The following is an 18,813-nucleotide window of genomic DNA, read 5'->3' as shown; positions in this document are numbered from 1 at the left end:
TGTCATACTTGATTCTTTGCCCTGCGCACGCCACTCCTTCAACAACCAAAGATCATGTCAGGACTTTCCTTTTCTTTACTCAAAACCGAGGGTAAAGCCCGCCGGGCCAGTATTACCTTGAACCACGGTACGGTTCAGACCCCGATGTTCATGCCGGTAGGCACCTACGGTAGTGTGAAGGCCATGCTGCCTCATGAACTGGAAGAGATCGGGGCCCAAGTGGTACTTGGCAACACCTTCCATCTGTGGCTGCGGCCAGGCACTGACGTTATTGAAAAACATGGTGGCCTGCATGGGTTCATGCAATGGGAAAAACCCATACTGACCGACTCGGGCGGTTTCCAGGTTTTCAGCCTGAGCGACTTACGCAGCAAAATCACCGAAGAAGGCGTCAAGTTCTCCTCGCCAATTGACGGTTCGCGGCTGTTTCTGACGCCTGAAGAATCCATGCGCATTCAGCGCAAGCTCAATTCTGACATTGTCATGGTGTTTGACGAGTGCACGCCATATAGCATCGACGGCCGACCTGCGTCGCACGATGAGGCCGCAAGCTCTATGCGCATGTCCCTGCGCTGGGCGCAGCGCTCGCGCGATGCCTTCGACAGTCTGCAAAATCCAAACGCGTTGTTCGGTATTGTCCAGGGCGGCATGTTTGAAGACCTGCGGGACGAATCCCTGGCCGGGCTGCAAGGTATTGGCTTTGACGGCTATGCGATCGGCGGGCTTTCCGTGGGTGAACCCAAAGCGGACATGCGTCGTATACTGGCGCATATTGCGCATCAGTTGCCCGAAAACGCGCCGCGCTACCTGATGGGTGTCGGCACGCCCGAAGACCTGGTCGAAGGAGTGAGCCAGGGCGTGGACATGTTCGATTGCGTCATGCCCTCGCGCAACGCCCGCAACGGCTGGCTGTTTACCCGTTTCGGCGATATCAAGATCCGCAATGCGCGGTATCGGGATGATACCCGCCCGCTGGATCCTTCCTGCGCCTGCCATACCTGCCGGCATTTTTCGCGGGCTTACCTGCACCATATGCAAAAGGCCAACGAGATTACCGGCGCACGCCTAAATACCCTGCACAACCTGTACTTCTATCTGCAAATCATGAAAGAAATGCGCGAAGCGCTGGAACAGGGCCGTTTTGGCCAGTGGCAGGAACAATTTTTCACGGATCGGTCAAAAGGCATTGATTAGTCCAGAAAACGCTACAATATTCGGTTAATTTACACATACGGGAGTCCTTCATTATGCTTACAAGCAATTTATCTACGCTGGTTCTGGCGCAGGCTGCACCCGCCGGCGGCATCCTTGGCAGTCTGTCCAGTTTTCTGCCTATCATCCTGATGTTCGTGGTGCTGTACTTTCTGATGATTCGCCCCCAAATGAAACGCCAGAAAGAAACCAAAGCCATGATCGACGCCCTTGCCAAGGGTGATGAAGTCATCACTGCAGGCGGTATCCTGGGTAAAATTTCCAAAGTCACAGACAACTACCTGACGATCGAGGTGTCCAATCTTGCCGACAAACCCGTCGAAGTGCTGGTGCAACGCGTCGCCGTGACCACTGTGCTGCCAAAAGGCACGGTCAAATCGCTGTAAATCCGGTAACAGGCGGGCGGTCAATACCGCCCCGCTTTTTGTCCGGCTCCTGTTTCAACCCCTTATCGAAAACGGCTACGGTATGAACCGCTATCCCCTCTGGAAATACATTACGGTACTGGTCGCCCTGATTATCGGCATCCTGTATACCGCCCCGAATTTTTTTGGTGAAACACCCGCGGTGCAGGTGTCCAGCGCCAAGGTGACGCAAAAGGTTACCCCCGAGACCATGGGTCAGGTAGAGGACATACTGCGACAAAACAACATCGCCTTTTCCGGCACCTATTTTCAGCAAAACGGCCCTGCCGGCACCGTCAGAGTCAGATTGGCCAATACCGATACGCAATTGAAGGCCCGCGATGTGCTGGATACTGCGCTCAATCCGGTAGCCGATGATCCCAGCTACACAGTGGCACTGAACCTGCTGTCAGGCTCGCCTGACTGGATGACCGCAATCGGCGCCAATCCCATGTATCTGGGCCTGGATTTGCGCGGCGGCGTCCACTTTCTGCTGCAGGTTGATATGCAGGGCGCACTGACTGCCCGCTATGAATCCCTGACGACAGACATCCGGTCCATCCTGCGCGATGCACGGGTCGCTGTCGAGTCGGTCAACAACGCCGACCGCCGCATTACTGCTACTTTCACCTCTGAGCAAGACCGCGACCGCGCACAGGAGGTGCTGCGCACCCGCACTAATGAACTGAACTTCACGCCTAGCCAGTCCGGTGGTAAATTCCTGCTCAACGGCAGCATCCTGGCCGCCGAAATTGCCCGGGTGCAGGACACTGCCCTGAAGCAGAACATTCTTACCCTGCATAATCGGATCAATGAGCTTGGCGTGGCCGAACCCATTATTCAACAACAAGGCCTTGACCGCATTGTCGTGCAACTGCCAGGCATTCAGGACGTAGCCAAAGCCAAGGAAATTCTGGGCCGCACCGCCACACTGCAACTGCGCATGGTCGATGATTCGCCCTCAGCTCAAAATGCCATGGCCAGCGGCACAGTGCCATTCGGCCTGGAAAGCTTCAAGGACACGGACGGCCAAACCGTTCTGGTGCGCCGCCAGGTATTGCTGACCGGGGAAAACCTGGAGAATGCGCAATCCGGGCGCAATCAGCAAAATCAGCAGCCGACGGTCAATCTGACGCTTGACGACAAGGGAGCCCGTATATTCCGTGATACCACACGCGACAATATCGGTAAGCGCCTGGCCATCATTCTGTTTGAAAATGGCAAAGGACAGGTCGTGACCGCGCCCGTCATCCGCAGCGAAATTCCGAACGGCCAGGTTGAAATTTCAGGTAGCATGGACGCCACGCAGGCCGCCGATACTGCCCTGCTGCTGCGTGCCGGTTCGCTGGCCGCCCCCATGTCCATCATTGAAGAGCGCACCATCGGCCCAAGCCTGGGCGCCGACAATATTCGGATGGGATTTGACTCGACCCTGTATGGTTTCCTGATGATCGCGGTCTTCATGATCATTTATTACCACGTGTTTGGTGTTTTCTCTACCCTGGGCCTGGCCTTTAACGTCTTGCTGCTGCTGGCGGTCCTGTCGCTGCTGCAGGCCACGCTTACGCTACCGGGTATTGCCGCCATTGCACTGACGCTGGGCATGGCGATTGACTCGAACGTGCTGATCAATGAGCGAGTCCGAGAAGAACTGCGCAATGGCGCCTCGCCACAGCAGGCCATCAATACCGGCTTTAGCAAGGCTTGGGCCACCATTCTTGACTCGAACCTGACCACGCTGATTGTGGGTCTGGCGCTGCTGGCTTTTGGTAGCGGCCCGGTTCGCGGTTTTGCCGTGGTTCACTGCATCGGGATTATGACCTCCATGTTCTCGTCGGTTGTCGGCGTCAGGGCCATTGTGAATCTATGGTACGGCCGCCGCAAGAAGCTCAAGACGGTTTCCATCGGCACCGTCTGGCGCCCCGATACGGATAACAAGAAAAGCATCGCGAAAGACTAAATAGCGCAGAACAATTTTTCTGTCCGGGCGGACCGGACAGAACAGGAATCAATATGGAATTTTTTAGAATCCACAAAACCATCCCGTTCATGAAGAACGCGCTGCTGCTCAATCTGATCAGCGGCATCACTTTTGTACTGGCGGTTTTTTTCATTGTGACCCGCGGCTTTCATTTGTCCATCGAATTTACGGGTGGCACGGTCATGGAGGTCAATTACCAGCAGGCGGCCCAGCTCGATGAAGTGCGCAGTAGCATCAGCGCGCTCAACTACAGCGATTTTCAGGTGCAGAACTTCGGTACTTCGCGCGACGTGATTATCCGCTTGCCCGTAGACCAGAACATGTCTTCCACAGAACAGAGCAATACCGTGCTGGCGGAACTCAAGAAAGCCAGTCCCGACGTAGAGCTGCGTCGGGTGGAATTCGTCGGACCGCAAGTGGGCAATGAGCTGTTCAGTAATGGCCTGAAGGCACTGGCGTTCGTCGTGCTCGGCATCATGGTTTATCTGGGCATCCGCTTCGAATGGAAATTCGCGCTGGCCTGCGTGGTCGCCAACCTGCATGACGTGGTAATCATCCTCGGATTTTTCGCGTTTTTCCAATGGGAATTCTCACTGCCGGTACTGGCGGGGGTGCTGGCGGTCCTGGGCTACTCGGTGAACGAATCGGTGGTGATCATGGACCGAATCCGCGAGAACTTCCGCAAGCAGCGCCGTGCCAGTGTCCGCGAGGTGATTGACGGCGCGATCACACAAACCATTTCCCGTACGGTCATTACCCACGCATCGACCCAAATGATGGTGCTCTCCATGTTCTTCTTTGGCGGCCCTTCGCTGCACAACTTTGCGCTGGCGCTCACTATCGGCATCTGGTTCGGCATCTATTCATCAGTGTTTGTGGCTGCCGCCATCGCCATGTGGCTGGGCGTCAAACGCGAAGATATGATCAAGACACCGAAGAAGGAAGATCCGGCCAGCGAGGTCATTTACTGATCGGAGCGCCGTATTTCCGCGTGTGCAACCTTACCGTTGCGCCCATGTTCAAAAAAAGCGCCTGCGGGCGCTTTTTTCGTTAGAAAAAACAACAAGATAAAGTGCAATCCAGGGCAAACGCGTTACAATCATTGTTTCCAAATCCTACCCCCGGGACAAAAACCCGCAACGGTACCTATATCATGCAAGAAACCTCACTCAAACGCGACAACGCATCCACTGTCGCTGCGCCTGCCCAGGAAACGCCCATCCGCATCCATCCTTCTGCCAGAAAGTTGTATATCAAAACATTCGGCTGTCAGATGAACGAATACGACTCGGACAAAATGGCCGACGTACTGCGTGAAAACCAGGGGCTGGAGCTGACCAGCACACCGGAAGATGCCGATGTCATTCTGCTAAACACCTGTTCCATCCGCGAGAAAGCGCAGGAAAAAGTGTTTTCCGATCTGGGCCGCATCAACCAGCTTAAAAAGAAAAACCCCAATCTGGTGATCGGTGTCGGCGGCTGTGTCGCCAGCCAGGAAGGCGCCACCATCATCCGCCGTGCGCCATATGTCGATGTCGTATTCGGACCGCAAACATTGCACCGCCTGCCCGAATTGATTGAACGCCGCAAAGATACCGGACGCGCCCAGGTCGATATCAGTTTTCCGGAAATCGAAAAATTCGATGCCCTGCCCCCTGCGCGCGTAGACGGCCCATCCGCCTTTGTTTCGATTATGGAAGGTTGCAGCAAATACTGCAGCTTTTGCGTTGTTCCCTATACCCGCGGCGAAGAAATTTCGCGTCCGTTCGAAGACGTCCTGACCGAAATTGCCGACCTGGCAGACCAGGGCGTCAAGGAAGTCAATCTACTGGGGCAGAATGTCAACGCCTACCGTGGCACGTTGGGCGGCACCACCGAACTGGCCGATTTTGCCATGCTGCTTGACTACGTGCATGACATTCCGGGTATTGAGCGCATTCGCTACACCACATCACACCCCAAGGAAATGACCAACCGGCTGATCGAAGCTCACGGGCGCCTGCCCAAACTGGTTCCCTTCCTGCACTTGCCGATACAGACAGGAAGCGACCGGATTCTGGCTGCCATGAAACGCGGCTATACCGGGCTGGAGTTCAAGTCCATCGCCCGTCGCCTGTATGCCGCAAGACCCGGCATGACCTTGTCGTCTGATTTCATCGTAGGCTTTCCGGGTGAAACCGAAGCGGATTTTGAAACCACACTTAAACTGATTGCCGACGTCAACTTCGATACGTCTTTTTCATTCATCTATTCGCGCCGTCCGGGCACGCCCGCCGCCGACCTCGAAGACGATACGCCTTACGACGTCAAGCTGGCACGTCTGCAACGCTTGCAGGCCCAGATTACCGCACAGGCCAGTGCCATTAGCCATGGCATGCTGGACACCGTACAACCGGTGCTGGTCGAAGGGCCATCACGCCGGGATGCCAGCGAACTGACAGGACGCACTGAAAACAACCGTATTGTCAATTTTTCCGCACCCCGGCGCCTGATCGGTCAGATTGTCAATGTGCGCATTACCGACGTATACACCAATTCTCTGCGCGGCGAGCTGGAGACCGGGGACACCGCTTTATGACGGCAAAGCGTACCTTGCCAGTCGTCTTCCATCTGGAAGGCGACAACACCCAGTTGGCCAATTTGTGTGGCCCGCTGGATGAAAATCTGAAACAAATCGCCCAGGCTTACGATGTCACAATCGGTCGCAACGGCAGCCGTGTGATCATTGAAGGCGAACAGGCCCAGGATGCGGCCGGCGCGGTCAACCTGTTTCATCGCCGCGCGCGCCATCGGGACCTGACCATTGACGACATCCAGCTGGGACTGGTCGAGTTGCGGGCCAATGCAAAATCGGCGGGCGCCGACAGAGGCCGGGCTGAAACCGACGAAAGCAGGCACAAGCGAGCCAGCGGCGCGGGCGCTCTGCCCGATTTGCCGCCTTTGGACGATGACAGCGGCTCAATCGCGCTGCGTACCAGACGCAACGATCTGCGTCCTCGCACACCGCGCCAGCGCGATTATCTGAACAACATTCTGCGGCACGACATCACCTTTGGTACAGGCCCGGCTGGTACCGGCAAGACCTGGCTGGCCGTCGCCTGTGCCATTGACGCACTGGAACGGGAGCATGTTCAGCGTATCATCCTGACCCGCCCTGCCGTGGAAGCCGGTGAACGCCTGGGGTTTCTGCCGGGCGATCTGGCCCAGAAAGTTGACCCTTACCTGCGCCCGCTTTACGACGCGCTATACGATCTGATGGGGTTTGACAAAGTCATGCGACTGTTCGAGAAACAGACCATCGAGATCGCGCCGTTGGCGTATATGCGCGGTCGCACGTTGAACCATGCTTTTGTCATCCTGGATGAAGCGCAAAACACGACCCAGGAACAAATGAAAATGTTCCTGACCCGCATCGGATTCGGCAGCAAGGCGGTGATCACCGGGGACCCATCGCAGATTGACCTGATCAAAGGCCAGAAAAGCGGCCTGGAACATGCGCTGCGCGTCCTGTCCCAGGTGCAGGGCATTGCCATTTCCCGCTTTACCAGCGAAGACGTCGTCAGGCATCCGCTAGTGGCCCGCATCATTGACGCCTACGATCTGGCCGAAGGCCGCACGCCTCGTGAATAACAGCAAGACGCCCCGGCGTCGGGGGACGCGGGATACCACCTATTTGCGCACATCGGTCCAGCATGTGGTGCCGGTGCCCGAAATCACCCGCCAGCGTATCCGTGGCTGGATGTTGCGGGCGGTAGACGCGGCCATGGCTCACAACCCGGAAATTGTTCAGGTGGAATTGACTTTGCGACTGGTCGATACTGAAGAAGCACGGGAATTGAACAGCCAGTTTCGCGCACGAGCATATGCAACCAACGTGCTGACCTTCGAATACGGTATTGATCCGGATGGCACCGCCCGTGGCGATATTGTGCTGTGCGTGCCGGTGCTGCGGCAGGAGGCAGAGCAGCAGCGCAAAACCCTGAGGCAGCATGCAGCCCATCTCGTGATACACGGCGTGCTGCATGCGCTGGGGTACGATCACGAAAACGAAGATGACGCGGTTCACATGGAAGCGACGGAAACCCGCCTGCTGGCCAGCCTGGGTTTCCCCGATCCCTACCTGCCGCACTGATACAGCGGTTGTAACATAGGCCGGGTTTACCCAAGATTTGCGCTATTTTCATCAAAACTACGCGAATTTGCGTTATCCTTATAACTTCTTCAACTAGACGTCCAGAGATGTCAGATCCATACCCTTCCAACGATGCCGAGGCGGACAGTCAGCCAGGCAAAAAGCAAACTTCCCGCTCACTCATCCAGCGAATAAAAGGCCTGCTGGGCCAAAACGAACCCGAAGACCGGGACGACATCCAGGAGATTCTCTCTTCTGCGCATGACCGGGACATTATTGACGACGACTCCTATTCGATGATCGTCGGCTCCATATCCTTTACCGAAAAAAATGTCAGCGACATCATGGTCCCGCGTTCGCGCATGGATATGCTCGATATCAGCAAGCCACTGCAGGAACTGCTGCCTATCGTTCTGGACACGGCGCATTCACGCTTTCCGGTATATGAAGAAGAAAAAGACAATATTATCGGCATTCTGCTGGCCAAGGACTTGCTGCGCTTTATCAACAATCCGCAAACGGACATCCGCAGCCTGATCCGGCCTGCCAACTATATCCCTGAAACTAAGCGACTGAACCAGTTGCTTAGAGATTTTCGCGAGAACCGCAATCATATTGCCATTGTGATTGACGAGTACGGCAGCATCGCCGGCCTGGTCACGATGGAGGATGTACTGGAACAGATTGTGGGCGATATCGAGGATGAGTACGACGAAGATGCGCAAATGACCATCTTTCCGGAAACCGACACCTCGTGGCGCGTCATGGCCATCACCGATATCCGGCAGTTGAACCAAACGCTGCAAGTTGCGATTCCCGAAGACGATTACGATACGATCGGCGGCTGGCTCGCCGCAGAGCTGGACCACATCCCGCAACGCGGCGACAGCTACGATTTCCAGGGATTGCGGTTCCAGGTACTGCGCGCCGACGCCCGTCGAGCCCTGTGGCTGCACATCAAGCGCCTGTCTGCCATGAGCAGCAGCCATACTAAATCCCAAGCCTGAACGCATGGTCTGGCTCCTTCTCCTAGTAGCCGGGGCCATTCATGCCCTGAGTTTTTCTCCTGATCCCCTACCCGGCTGGACATTGCCCTATGTTCAGGTCATGTCCCTGGCCGTACCGGCATATATCGTCTTTGGCACAAAACGCATCAGACGGGCAGCCATGTCCGTCTTTGTATTCAGCACCAGCAGTTTCTGTGTCGGCGTGTACTGGCTGTACATCAGCATGAATCATTTTGGCGGAATGGCAGCGCCGCTGGCCGCCCTGGCCGTATTTCTGTTTGCGCTATATCTGTCCTTGTATGCAGGGCTCGCAGGGGCCTGCACAGCCTGGCTCGGTCGCGACCTGAATATCATGCGGGTGCCGCAGGCGCTGGGCCGCCCTCTACTGTGGGCCTGCGCCTGGACACTGGGAGAATGGCTGCGCGGCTTCGTCTTCACCGGATTTCCGTGGAACAATATCGGCTACGCCCACACCAATAGCCTGCTGTCGGCGTGGGCCCCCGTTGCAGGCGTTTATGGTGTCGCCTTTCTGGCCGCACTGGCCAGCGGACTGGTTGCTTCCATTGTTTATTATGTGAAGCACAACCGTCCCGGCATCATGGCTGCGATGGCCAGCGCGCTACTGGGCATGTTCATCGTCAGTTTCGCACTGACTCGCATTACCTGGTTTGACAATCATGGCCCGGCCATGACAGTGCGACTGGTTCAGGGCAATATTGCGCAGCAGATGAAGTTTGATCCGGCGCAGTTGATGAGCTCGTTGCAGGCCCAGTTTGCACTGGCTACGCGTCCTGCGGCAGACATTCAACGCGCGCCCTCTGTAATTATTTTTCCTGAAACCATTTTGCCTACATTCCAGGACAGAATGGCGCCCGAGTTCTGGCAATCTGTCGTCGAGCTGGCCCAGCAGATGGATGCTACCCTGTTCATGGGCACCCCCGTGCATACTGTGATCGATGGCAAGGACCGTTACACCAATAGCGTCGTGGCGATAGACAGCGACACATCCGTATCGGCACTGATGCAGGGGCAGGAACTGCCGGTATATGACAAACGTCATCTCGTCCCGTTTGGCGAATTTGTTCCCTTGGGGTTTCGCTGGTTTGTCGATATCATGAGTATCCCGCTGGGTGACTTCGATCGCGGGGGCCAAGGTCAGCAAAGTTTTGCGGCCGATAACCAGCTTTTTGCTCCCAATATCTGCTATGAAGACGTCTTCGGCGAAGAACTGCTGCCATCCCTGCATACGCAGGCTGACGGCACACCCGGGGCCAGTGTGTTATTTAACGTCAGTAATCTGGCCTGGTTTGGCAACACCTGGGCGCTCAGGCAACATTTGCAAATCGCACGCATGCGCAGCATGGAAACCGCCAGGCCGATGATTCGCGCCACCAATACCGGCTCGACGGCAGCCATTGACGCCAAGGGCCGGGTATTGGCCCAATTGCCTTCGGCAACCGCCAATGTTCTGGATGTGCAGATCCAGGGCACGCAAGGCCTGACCTTATACGCAAGACTTGGCAACTGGCTGATTGTGATCCTCAGCCTGCTGGGACTTGGCCTGGGACTCGTCCTGAAGTGGCGCGCAGCCAGGGCGTTAAATCGTTAAATCGTTTAGTCGTTTATCCACTGCCGACGACCGTTTATCTATTCGGCCGTTAGTCGGTTAGCCGGTTAGTCCGTCGGTCCGTTGATGATGGGGGCTGACATTCAAATCCTTGCTGAAATCCTTGCTGTGACGCTTGCCGTCTGCGCTGTACTGTTCAAAAGCTGTTATCGGCGATGCCTGTCTAATGGAAATTTCGGCTGCGTGTCTGCAAATGACCCAGCAAATGCGTCAGATTGACCAAGCGCTCGACGATGACATGCTGCACACCGTGGGCTGATTGCCAGCGTCCATAAGCTCCCAATAGCTGCGAGGTAAGCAACTCCTTGCGTTGACGCTCTACCAGTGCCGGTCGTATCAGCAGATTAATCTGCCCGAATTCATCTTCCAGCGTAACAAAAACAACCCCCTTGGCGGTACCGGGACGCTGTCTGACCGTGACGATGCCGGCCGCACGCACCAGCCGCCTGTCGGGCTGTTCCTGCAAAAAAGCAGAAGTGGAAAAACGCATTGCACTCAACTTCTCACGCAATAGCGCCAGTGGATGACGCCCCAGCGTCAGGCCCAGCGAATGGTAATCGGCCACTGTTGACTGGCCTTCCGTAAGCAATGTGAGTTGCGGGCTGGCTGTCTCATACACAGGCGCTTCCCGCAGCATGTCTTTGTCGGGCACACTGACGACCGCTTCCCACAGGGCAGCTCTGCGATGGCCCGCCAGACTTGCTAGCGCATTGCCTGCCGCCAGTGCATTCAGGTCATGCCTGTTCAGATCCGCGCGGCGAGCCAGATCGGCAACCGATTCAAAAGGAGCCTGGGCGCGTGCCTGTACGATCCGCTGCGCCGCCGCCTCTTGCATTCCTTTAAGCTGATTGAGCCCAAGTCTGACCGCAGGCCTGGATCTATCCGAAAAGTCGCTTAAAGAGACGGTTGCTACATTGCCTGCTGGCTGTGATGTCGATTGTGATGTCGGCAGTGAAGTCGGCGACAACGGTTGTGATGTTGGTTGCGATACCGGTTGTGCGACGGGTTCTGTCCCGCAGTCTGTCCCAGAGCCTGCATTCAGTGCGTCTTCAGGCTGGCTTGCGACAAACTCCAGCGTGGCTTCCCAATCGCTGACCTGCACATCAACAGGCAATACCTTGACCTTGTTCCGTCGCGCGTCCTGAACCAGTGTTGAAGCACTGTAAAACCCCATGGGCAGACTGTTGAGCAGCGCAGCCAGAAAGGCCTGGGGTTCATGACACTTGAGCCAGCTGCTGGCGTAGGCCAGCAGTGCAAAGCTGGCGGCATGGCTTTCTGGAAAACCGTATTCGCCAAACCCCTGGATCTGGCGAAAAATTTGCTCGGCAAATTCTCTTTTATACCCATTGGCCAACATGCCACCGATAATTTTGTTATAGAACTTTTCCAGCCCCCCTTTGCGTTTCCAGGCAGCCATAGAGCGTCGCAACGCATCGGCCTCTCCACCGGTAAAGCCTGCTGCCTTCATAGCGATCTGCATCACCTGTTCCTGAAAAATCGGCACACCCAGCGTGCGCTCCAGTGCCAACTGAACGGCTGGGCTGGGATAGGTTATTTTTTCGAGCCCCTGGCGTCGCCGCAGATAGGGATGCACCATTCCCCCCTGTATCGGGCCGGGACGAATAATAGAAACCTCGATGACCAGATCGTAATAGCAACGCGGTCGCAAGCGCGGCAGCATGGTCATTTGCGCACGCGATTCAATCTGAAATACGCCGATGGTGTCGGCCTTGCAGATCATATCGTAGGTATCTTTATCTTCTCTGGGGATATCCTGCATGCAAAAGTGACACCCACGCCGCAACGACACAAACTCCAGCGCCCGGCGAATAACACTGAGCATGCCCAGTGCCAGCACATCTACCTTCAGAATACCCAGCACATCCAGGTCATCCTTGTCCCATTGCACTACGCTACGGTTTTCCATGGCGGCATTTTCGATGGGGACCAGCCGGGATAGCGGACCACGTGACATGACAAAACCACCGGGATGCTGAGACAGATGGCGTGGAAAGCCCATGATTTTTTCTGCCAGATAAACCCATTGCATGGCAACAGGCGAGGCCGGATCCAGTCCGCTCTCTTTCATGCGCGCCATCAGATTGGCGCGACCATCCCAGTAATGATAGGAACGCACCACCGCCTCGATAATGAAGGGATCCACGCCTAAGGCCTTGCCCGTATCGCGCAACACACTCTTGACCCGATAGGTAATTACCACGGCAGTCAGCGCGGCTCGATCCCTGCCATACTTTTCATAGATATACTGAATCACCAGCTCGCGGCGCTGATGTTCGAAATCGACGTCGATATCGGGCGGCTCGTTACGCTCCTTGCTGATAAATCGCTCGAACAGATTATTGCCAAGCATCGGGTCAACCTCGGTAATACCCAGGCAGTAGCAAACTGCACTATTGGCCGCCGATCCCCTGCCTTGGCATAAAATATTCTGCGAACGGGCAAATTTAACAATGTCGTAGACCGTCAGGAAATAGGCTTCGTATTTGAGCTCAGCAATGAGCTGCAACTCACGTTCCAACTGGTGCGTGACAGTGTCTGGTATCCCATCACTAAAACGCCGCTGTGCACCGGCATAGGTTTCCTGACGCAAATAGGCCGTCGGGCTCAGATTTTCAGGACAGATATTTTCGGGATATTCGTATTTCAGTTCAGACAGATTGAACTGGCATGCAAGCATGACTTCCAGGGTCTGCTCCAGGGCTGCCGGCGGATACAGATTGGCCAGTGTCACCAGCCGGCGCAAATGATGTTCGGCATTGGCTGCACGCGCAAACCCGCACTCTTGCACACTTTTTCCCAGCCGAATCGCGGTCAGTGTGTCATGCACGGGCTTGCGCGAACGCACATGCATCTGCACCTGTCCCGCTGCCACCAACGGAACGCCAGTCGCCTTGGAAACCGCCATGAGCCTGGCCTTGTGGGCAGCATCCTGTCCCTGGTGCAATATCGTAAGCATCAGCCAGCAACGTCCGGCAAATGCCTTTGCCACCCATTGGGCCTGTGCGAGCATCTGTTCGTAGGAGGATCCATACTCAGGCGCCAGCAATCCCAGGCACTCGGGCAGATTTTGCAAATGGGCCACAGAAGGATCGGCAGGACTGGTAATGTCACTGGTGGTCAAATAATACTCCCCCTTGGGGGCTCGCCGTCGCCCCAGGGTAATGAACTCGCACAGATTGCCATAACCCTGGCGGGTTTGCGCAAGCACGACAAGTTTCAGCGCGGGGCAATGCTGTCCCGCATGCAACGAAAAAACAGACCCCACGATCAGCTTCATGGGCAGACGCAAGAGCGGCTCGGTCGGCGCAGCTTCCGACGCCATTGGCGAGCTAGCGGGCACAGCAGGTGGCGGGGACGAACCGGATTGCCCCGGCACGTAGCCCGCTTTTTCCAAAGCGCTTTTTTTCCTGCGCTCTTGTTCTTCCAGAATCGGCTTGTTCAGCCGCTCCACTTCCGCATGGGCGCGCACAACGCCTGCCACGGAACATTCATCTGTTATTGCCAATGCAGTGTATTTCAGCTCGAAGGCTTTCTGCACCAGTTCTTCAGGATGAGAGGCTCCCTGCAGGAAACTGTAATTGCTCTGACAATACAGCTCAGCATAATCGGGGAGCACGTAAGAGGAAAAGGAAGGTATCGCCATGATTGCGCAGTCCTATCCGAATATCCCATGGAGAAACCAGCGCAAGTGACCATAGCGCTCCTGGAACAGCCAGTAGCGCACGCCAGTATTGTCTTGCGCAACAAAATAATCTCTTTGTGACCACCCTTCCCACCAGCCATCTTCGATTCTTTCCGGCCCCTGCAAGATGCGCAATGAGGAACCATACCAGGGGCGATGCTTGCGCACAGACAGAGGCAGCGGTTTTTCCAGCAACCAGCAAGGCCGCTCTACACCATCGACAAGATGTCCTTTGACTGAAGTCTTGTTCGCCGGTCCCCACCTGTTGGCGATTTCAGGACGGTGATCGGCAAGCGGCTGGGGAATCAATACCCGGTCATGACCCAGTCTGGCCAGAATGATCTCGAGCACCCGCTGACGATCCTGGGGTGTCCCTCCGGGTTCGGGAAACAGGTCTTCGGCTACAGGTGCCGCGTCCTGTATTCTGCCAGCCTCAAGCGCTAGCGCAATGACAGGTGCGGCCAGTTTCAGATGATGCAGATGCTCCTGCAACAGCCGCATCAGATGGGACGGATCCCGGGTTGGCGAAGCCGTGGTCAACGCCAGACGGGTTGGCGCGCACGCGTGACGACCACGTTCATGCTCAAGCAGCAGGACCACCTGTGTTACTGCTCGCTGATGCCCCGCCAGCCAGCCGCAGAGTTGTTCGACCAGCCTGCCGGCCACCCGGTTTATTGCATCGGCATATTCAACCCGTTCGATCAGTTCAATACGCCCCTGGAACTGTAGGGGCGCGATAATCCATTTGAATATTTCAGGCGTTTTTCCGTAGGCAGCATCAAGCGCCTGCAGCACCTGTTTGCTGGTGCGTCGCTGCAACCCGGCACGCGGCAGTTGCCGCAAGGCGCCCAGGGTGGCGCAGCCAATACTGCCAAGCCAGGCATCATAAGGATGCGCGGCCGGCAACGAACCGACTGGCAAGGCGTCCAGCCGGCGAACCAGGGTATGGGGTTTCAGACAGCGGCGCCAGCGTGCGCATGCGGCTGTCGCCAACAACCAGGCGCCGCCCGCCGTGGATGCCATGGCGCAACAGGCGCTCAGGCAGAGCCCACGCAGAGTGCCCTGGATCCGCCGGTAAAGCCGCCGTACACCCCCAAAAAGACTGAGACTGGCGGTGACGTCCAGCAACAACGTATCCCGTTCGCCCAGCGCAAGTTCAGGTGAGTACTGCAACAGCGCAAGCGACGCAGCCTGAATCGACGAGCGATGAATATGTTCATCGTATTGTGTAAGTACGGCCTGAGGACATAGGGTATTAACGCCACTGATGCGCATACCGGGTTGCACCCCTGCCGCCCGGGCCACAGGGGAGCACACCCGGACAAGACCATGATCGACCACGACGGCCGCTGTGTTGCGCCAGTCAGGGCAGAGTGTGTCTAGCGTGGGATGCAGTAAATGGACGGCTATCCATGTTCGCATGATGGGACTCGGTAAAAGCAGCAGAATAGGCAGAATGCGGATCTGAAGAAACACCCGGGGGCAGATCCCTGCCCGATAATCCCGGATAGAGTGAGATATGGATGGGCTGTTCAGCCACACTGCCACGACGTTTGACAATATGCACGTGCAGGCCGGTGGGCACCGGATGCAGCGCAAGCCGCAAGGGAGCCGGCGAAGATTGCCTGGCCGCAGACAGTGCCCGGACCAGAACGAATAGCGTATCGCCCTTTTGCGCCGACAACTGAAGACGACGCAATGCACCATCGCGCAGGGCGTTCTGCCAAAGGACAAGCGCCGCAAAGGCTCCGCTGTTCAAAATGTGTTCGGCTGCCCACAAGGCATCGGCGGTGTTTTTGGGCGAGAGCCAGAGCAGCCGCGAAGGCGCGATTCCCCAATGCGCCCAGGCGCAGGTCTGTGGCGTATACGGGGGTTGAATGAGCACAATAGGCCGCTGATCAGGGCCAGCATTGCTGCCACCCTCGACAGATGCGGGATGATGCGGCTGAGAGGCCTTTTGCCCACATAGCGCGGATTTGAACAGCTGCATTTCACCAATTCCGGCTCGCGGCGTCATGACTTCGATCAGATTGCCCAAAGGCCAGCCGCCGCCCGGCAACTGGACCGCTATTTCGGGATAACCGGTATTGGCGTAAATCCCCGGGGAGCGGGCGATCTGCGAAGCACGCCAAAGCGCAGGATGAATACGCTCCGGCGTAGCAACTACGGACGCCGAACCGGTACTCTGGGCTGCTGTTTGGCACACCGGCTTGCGCTTTGCCGATTCCGCTGAAAAAGGGGCTTGCGTAGCGGTTTTTCCGGCAAAATGGACCGGATTTTCGGGCATTGGTGAAGAACACTCAATGCCTTCGGATACGCTTTCCAACAGACTGCCCTGGCAGGCTACCGAGCAGGTTTGTGGCGCATTTCCAGCGATTTTTGAAGACTTTTGCGTTGTGCTTTTCATCATGGCAATTCCTTTTAATACTGTATAAGTATACAGTATTTTTAAATTGCCACATCTTCGGAAAACCGAGGCTATCTGAATGAAGACACGCTACAGATCAGCACAGATGCATTACACTAGGAGATCCCTGTCTCCTCAAACCATCAAGGAATGATCGATGAAAATTACCTCTTCCCTGCTTTTTTCCCTGTTTATCGTCGTGCCGAGCATGGCCGTTGCTCAATCGAAGCACCAACAGGAAGCCCAAGCCATCAATGAGGCAAAAGTGACGCTTGTGCAAGCGATAGAAGCTGCCGAATCAGAAACCGGCGCCAAAGCGGTTGAAGTCGACTTCGAGCGTGAAAACAACGTCTGGGGATACGAGGTCAAAACCCTCAAACCTGGCACCAAGTATGAACTGTTCATTGACGCCAACACGGGCCAGGTCATCTCCCGCAAGGAAAAACAGAAGCAGTAACCGTAACAAAAGCGGTAATCCTCAGATGAGCGCCCGGCATATTCAAGCGCTCTTCTCCGATTGCAGTACGCATAGATCATGCCGGCGGGCCTGGCTGCAAAAAGCCAAGCCACCGGCTAGCTACCAATAATTGCCGCCTGCTCGTCGCCCGCCTTGACACAGAAGTCTGAATACGGATCTTCCTGCTCAATATTGATACGCATGCGCGTGGGCTTGATATTGCCGAAAATAGTAGCAAAGGGCGTATCCTTGGCATCATTGCCGCGCGCGATAACCACCAGGTTATCTGGAGACGCCAGTCGTGTGGGATCGAACTTGATCCATCGCCCGCCTAGGTACACTTCAAAAATCGCGTGAAAATCCTGAGGCGGCTCTTCAAAGAACACATAACCCACGCAAAAGCGGGCCGGAATATTCAACGCACGACAAAACGTGATGGCCAAATGGGCAAAATCCCGGCATACGCCCTTGCGCCTTTCAAATACATCACCGGCTGACGTTGTAGGATCTGAACATCCCACCTCATATTGGATATTCTCCTGTATCCAGTCAATAATCGACTCGACCAGCACGATGCCATCGCCCTGGGCACAAAAAAGCGACTGCACCTGGGCCGAGAGCATATCGGATTCACAATACCGGCTTGGACGCAGACAAGGAATGGTTTTCCTGGGCAGGCGCCCTATGGAATAAATGGCTGCCTCAAGCGGACGTCCGGCATTGTTTGTGACAACGCTGACTGTATAGTCAACGCAGACCTTTCCTTCTTCGACCGAAAATGACGAGAAACGCCCACCCACTGCATCCATGTTTTTTTGAAAATTAACAGGCGTCTTGTCCCCATTACGATCGATATAATCGACGTTCAGACTCTCTTGCAGAATCAATTGGCTTTTTTTGGAAACCAGCATATTCAGAAAAAACTCGCTTGCTGAAAATACCTCATAGTCCAATGAGGTTCGAATCCTTGATACCAGCATCCCATTACTCCGTTTGCGTCAATGATCCGGTAACTGATTGACAGGCAGGCCAGGCTGCCTGTCATCATGCAAGCGAGGTCGCCTGCCCCGTCGGCAGTCTCTTGTTACGGACCCCGCCAGACCAACGTACCGGGCTGATACGTCTTAACCATATCTATTTATTGTTGCTCTGTATATCTGTACTTCACCAATGCGCTGTCACTGCCGACGTGTTGGCGGTGTCCGGTTCGGCTCTTGAGTAAAACCAATGCCGTTCGCTTTATTATCCGACGTTCAACGTCTTTTTATTCAATATCGGTAAAAATGAACTCTTGCGTGTTTGCGCAGCCAGGCTGGACCTCACGTTACCGCGGCAGCAACGCGATAGCGTTCAGGCAAAAACAAAGCCCCGATATTGCATGATAACCGGATCATAGCTGGCAATTGCCGCTTTTCTGCCGGTCAGCGCAATACCGGGGCGAGAACCCTTTCCACAGGTACGGGTTCGAACCGTAAACCTCCTCGTGAAGCACTCGGATACTCTACCAGTTGAGCTACCTGTGGATTTCCTATTTTCCGCAAAACCCCGGAGCGCATCAACTCAAAACGAAGGTGTAAAAATATATAACAGCATTCCTTGAAAAGACTTTCGACGTATCATTAACTTGGCACGATTTGCACCAGCTTTTGCTCATTGTTGAAAGGGTTCTGCTCATTCACGTTTAAATGACCATATCAAGAGACGCGGCACGAGACACCGCTGAATACACCTCTTTCCGCCATCAATCGGCAATCTTGGAAGATGCGTATACGCGCAGGCATGTAAGACGTCAACAATAACGAAGTTCGGCAGATGACCGGCCTCAGCGCTGTCCAAACACTTTTGCCGAGAACCGGAATCAATGATCTAATGAATCTTCATTC

At 55.6% G+C, this 18,813-nt stretch carries 14 protein-coding genes and 1 tRNA gene; 10 read left to right on the top strand and 5 right to left on the bottom strand.

What is annotated here, in order from left to right; genetic code table 11:
* The first annotated feature begins 54 nt into the window (after window positions 1-54).
* The 9 genes from tgt (at window position 55) to lnt (ending at window position 10,345) form a co-directional block, all read left to right on the top strand.
* The gene (tgt, locus tag CAP48_RS07610) at window positions 55-1,194 is read left to right on the top strand and encodes a tRNA guanosine(34) transglycosylase Tgt (RefSeq protein ID WP_100695387.1); all 1,140 of its coding nucleotides are present in this window, start codon (window positions 55-57) and stop codon (window positions 1,192-1,194) included.
* A gap of 53 nt (window positions 1,195-1,247) precedes the next feature.
* Entirely contained in the window at window positions 1,248-1,598 is a 351-nt protein-coding gene (gene yajC, locus CAP48_RS07605) for a preprotein translocase subunit YajC (RefSeq protein ID WP_100695386.1), read from the top strand.
* Between the two features lie 82 nt (window positions 1,599-1,680).
* Window positions 1,681-3,576: a protein translocase subunit SecD gene (gene secD, locus CAP48_RS07600; protein WP_100695385.1), complete on the top strand. Its 1,896-nt coding sequence runs from the start codon at window positions 1,681-1,683 to the stop codon at window positions 3,574-3,576.
* A 53-nt stretch (window positions 3,577-3,629) separates the two neighbouring features.
* Window positions 3,630-4,568, top strand: a complete 939-nt coding sequence (gene secF, locus CAP48_RS07595; RefSeq protein ID WP_100695384.1) for a protein translocase subunit SecF — start codon at window positions 3,630-3,632, stop codon at window positions 4,566-4,568.
* A 182-nt stretch (window positions 4,569-4,750) separates the two neighbouring features.
* On the top strand, window positions 4,751-6,175 hold the full coding sequence (gene miaB / locus CAP48_RS07590) for a tRNA (N6-isopentenyl adenosine(37)-C2)-methylthiotransferase MiaB (protein ID WP_100695383.1): 1,425 nt from the start codon (window positions 4,751-4,753) through the stop codon (window positions 6,173-6,175).
* The gene (locus tag CAP48_RS07585; RefSeq protein ID WP_100695382.1) at window positions 6,172-7,227 is read left to right on the top strand and encodes a PhoH family protein; all 1,056 of its coding nucleotides are present in this window, start codon (window positions 6,172-6,174) and stop codon (window positions 7,225-7,227) included. The genes miaB and CAP48_RS07585 overlap by 4 nt, the downstream gene beginning before the upstream one ends.
* Window positions 7,220-7,729: an rRNA maturation RNase YbeY gene (gene ybeY / locus CAP48_RS07580; protein ID WP_242444359.1), complete on the top strand. Its 510-nt coding sequence runs from the start codon at window positions 7,220-7,222 to the stop codon at window positions 7,727-7,729. The genes CAP48_RS07585 and ybeY overlap by 8 nt, the downstream gene beginning before the upstream one ends.
* A gap of 107 nt (window positions 7,730-7,836) precedes the next feature.
* A complete protein-coding gene (locus tag CAP48_RS07575) occupies window positions 7,837-8,736 on the top strand; it encodes an HlyC/CorC family transporter (protein ID WP_100695381.1) in 900 nt (299 codons plus the stop codon).
* A 4-nt stretch (window positions 8,737-8,740) separates the two neighbouring features.
* Window positions 8,741-10,345, top strand: coding sequence for an apolipoprotein N-acyltransferase (gene lnt, locus CAP48_RS07570; protein ID WP_100695380.1), 1,605 nt, complete (start codon window positions 8,741-8,743; stop codon window positions 10,343-10,345).
* Between the two features lie 181 nt (window positions 10,346-10,526).
* Here the strand turns inward: lnt and CAP48_RS07565 are convergent, their stop codons facing one another.
* Genes CAP48_RS07565 through CAP48_RS07555 form a run of 3 tightly spaced genes read right to left on the bottom strand, consistent with a single transcriptional unit; the run spans window position 10,527 to window position 16,476 of the window.
* Complete coding sequence (locus tag CAP48_RS07565) at window positions 10,527-14,027, bottom strand: error-prone DNA polymerase (RefSeq protein WP_100695379.1); 3,501 nt, start codon at window positions 14,025-14,027, stop codon at window positions 10,527-10,529.
* Window positions 14,028-14,039: 12 nt separating this feature from the next.
* On the bottom strand, window positions 14,040-15,488 hold the full coding sequence (locus CAP48_RS07560) for a DNA polymerase Y family protein (RefSeq protein ID WP_100695378.1): 1,449 nt from the start codon (window positions 15,486-15,488) through the stop codon (window positions 14,040-14,042).
* Window positions 15,430-16,476 carry a hypothetical protein gene (locus tag CAP48_RS07555; RefSeq protein ID WP_100695377.1) on the bottom strand — a complete coding sequence of 349 codons (1,047 nt, stop codon included), beginning with the start codon at window positions 16,474-16,476 and terminating at the stop codon, window positions 15,430-15,432. Before CAP48_RS07555 ends, CAP48_RS07560 begins: the two co-directional genes overlap by 59 nt.
* Before the next feature lie 154 nt (window positions 16,477-16,630).
* Between CAP48_RS07555 and CAP48_RS07550 the strand changes: the two genes are divergently transcribed.
* Window positions 16,631-16,930, top strand: a complete 300-nt coding sequence (locus tag CAP48_RS07550; RefSeq protein ID WP_100695376.1) for a PepSY domain-containing protein — start codon at window positions 16,631-16,633, stop codon at window positions 16,928-16,930.
* 116 nt (window positions 16,931-17,046) lie between these two features.
* Here the strand turns inward: CAP48_RS07550 and CAP48_RS07545 are convergent, their stop codons facing one another.
* The gene (locus tag CAP48_RS07545; protein ID WP_100695375.1) at window positions 17,047-17,910 is read right to left on the bottom strand and encodes a transglutaminase family protein; all 864 of its coding nucleotides are present in this window, start codon (window positions 17,908-17,910) and stop codon (window positions 17,047-17,049) included.
* A 469-nt stretch (window positions 17,911-18,379) separates the two neighbouring features.
* A tRNA-OTHER gene (locus CAP48_RS07540) sits at window positions 18,380-18,453 on the bottom strand.
* Window positions 18,454-18,813 lie beyond the last annotated feature (360 nt).

The organism is Advenella sp. S44, from assembly GCF_002810445.1.
Classification (GTDB): Bacteria; Pseudomonadota; Gammaproteobacteria; order Burkholderiales; family Burkholderiaceae_B; genus Advenella.
This window is presented reverse-complemented; position numbering and strand designations above follow the sequence as displayed.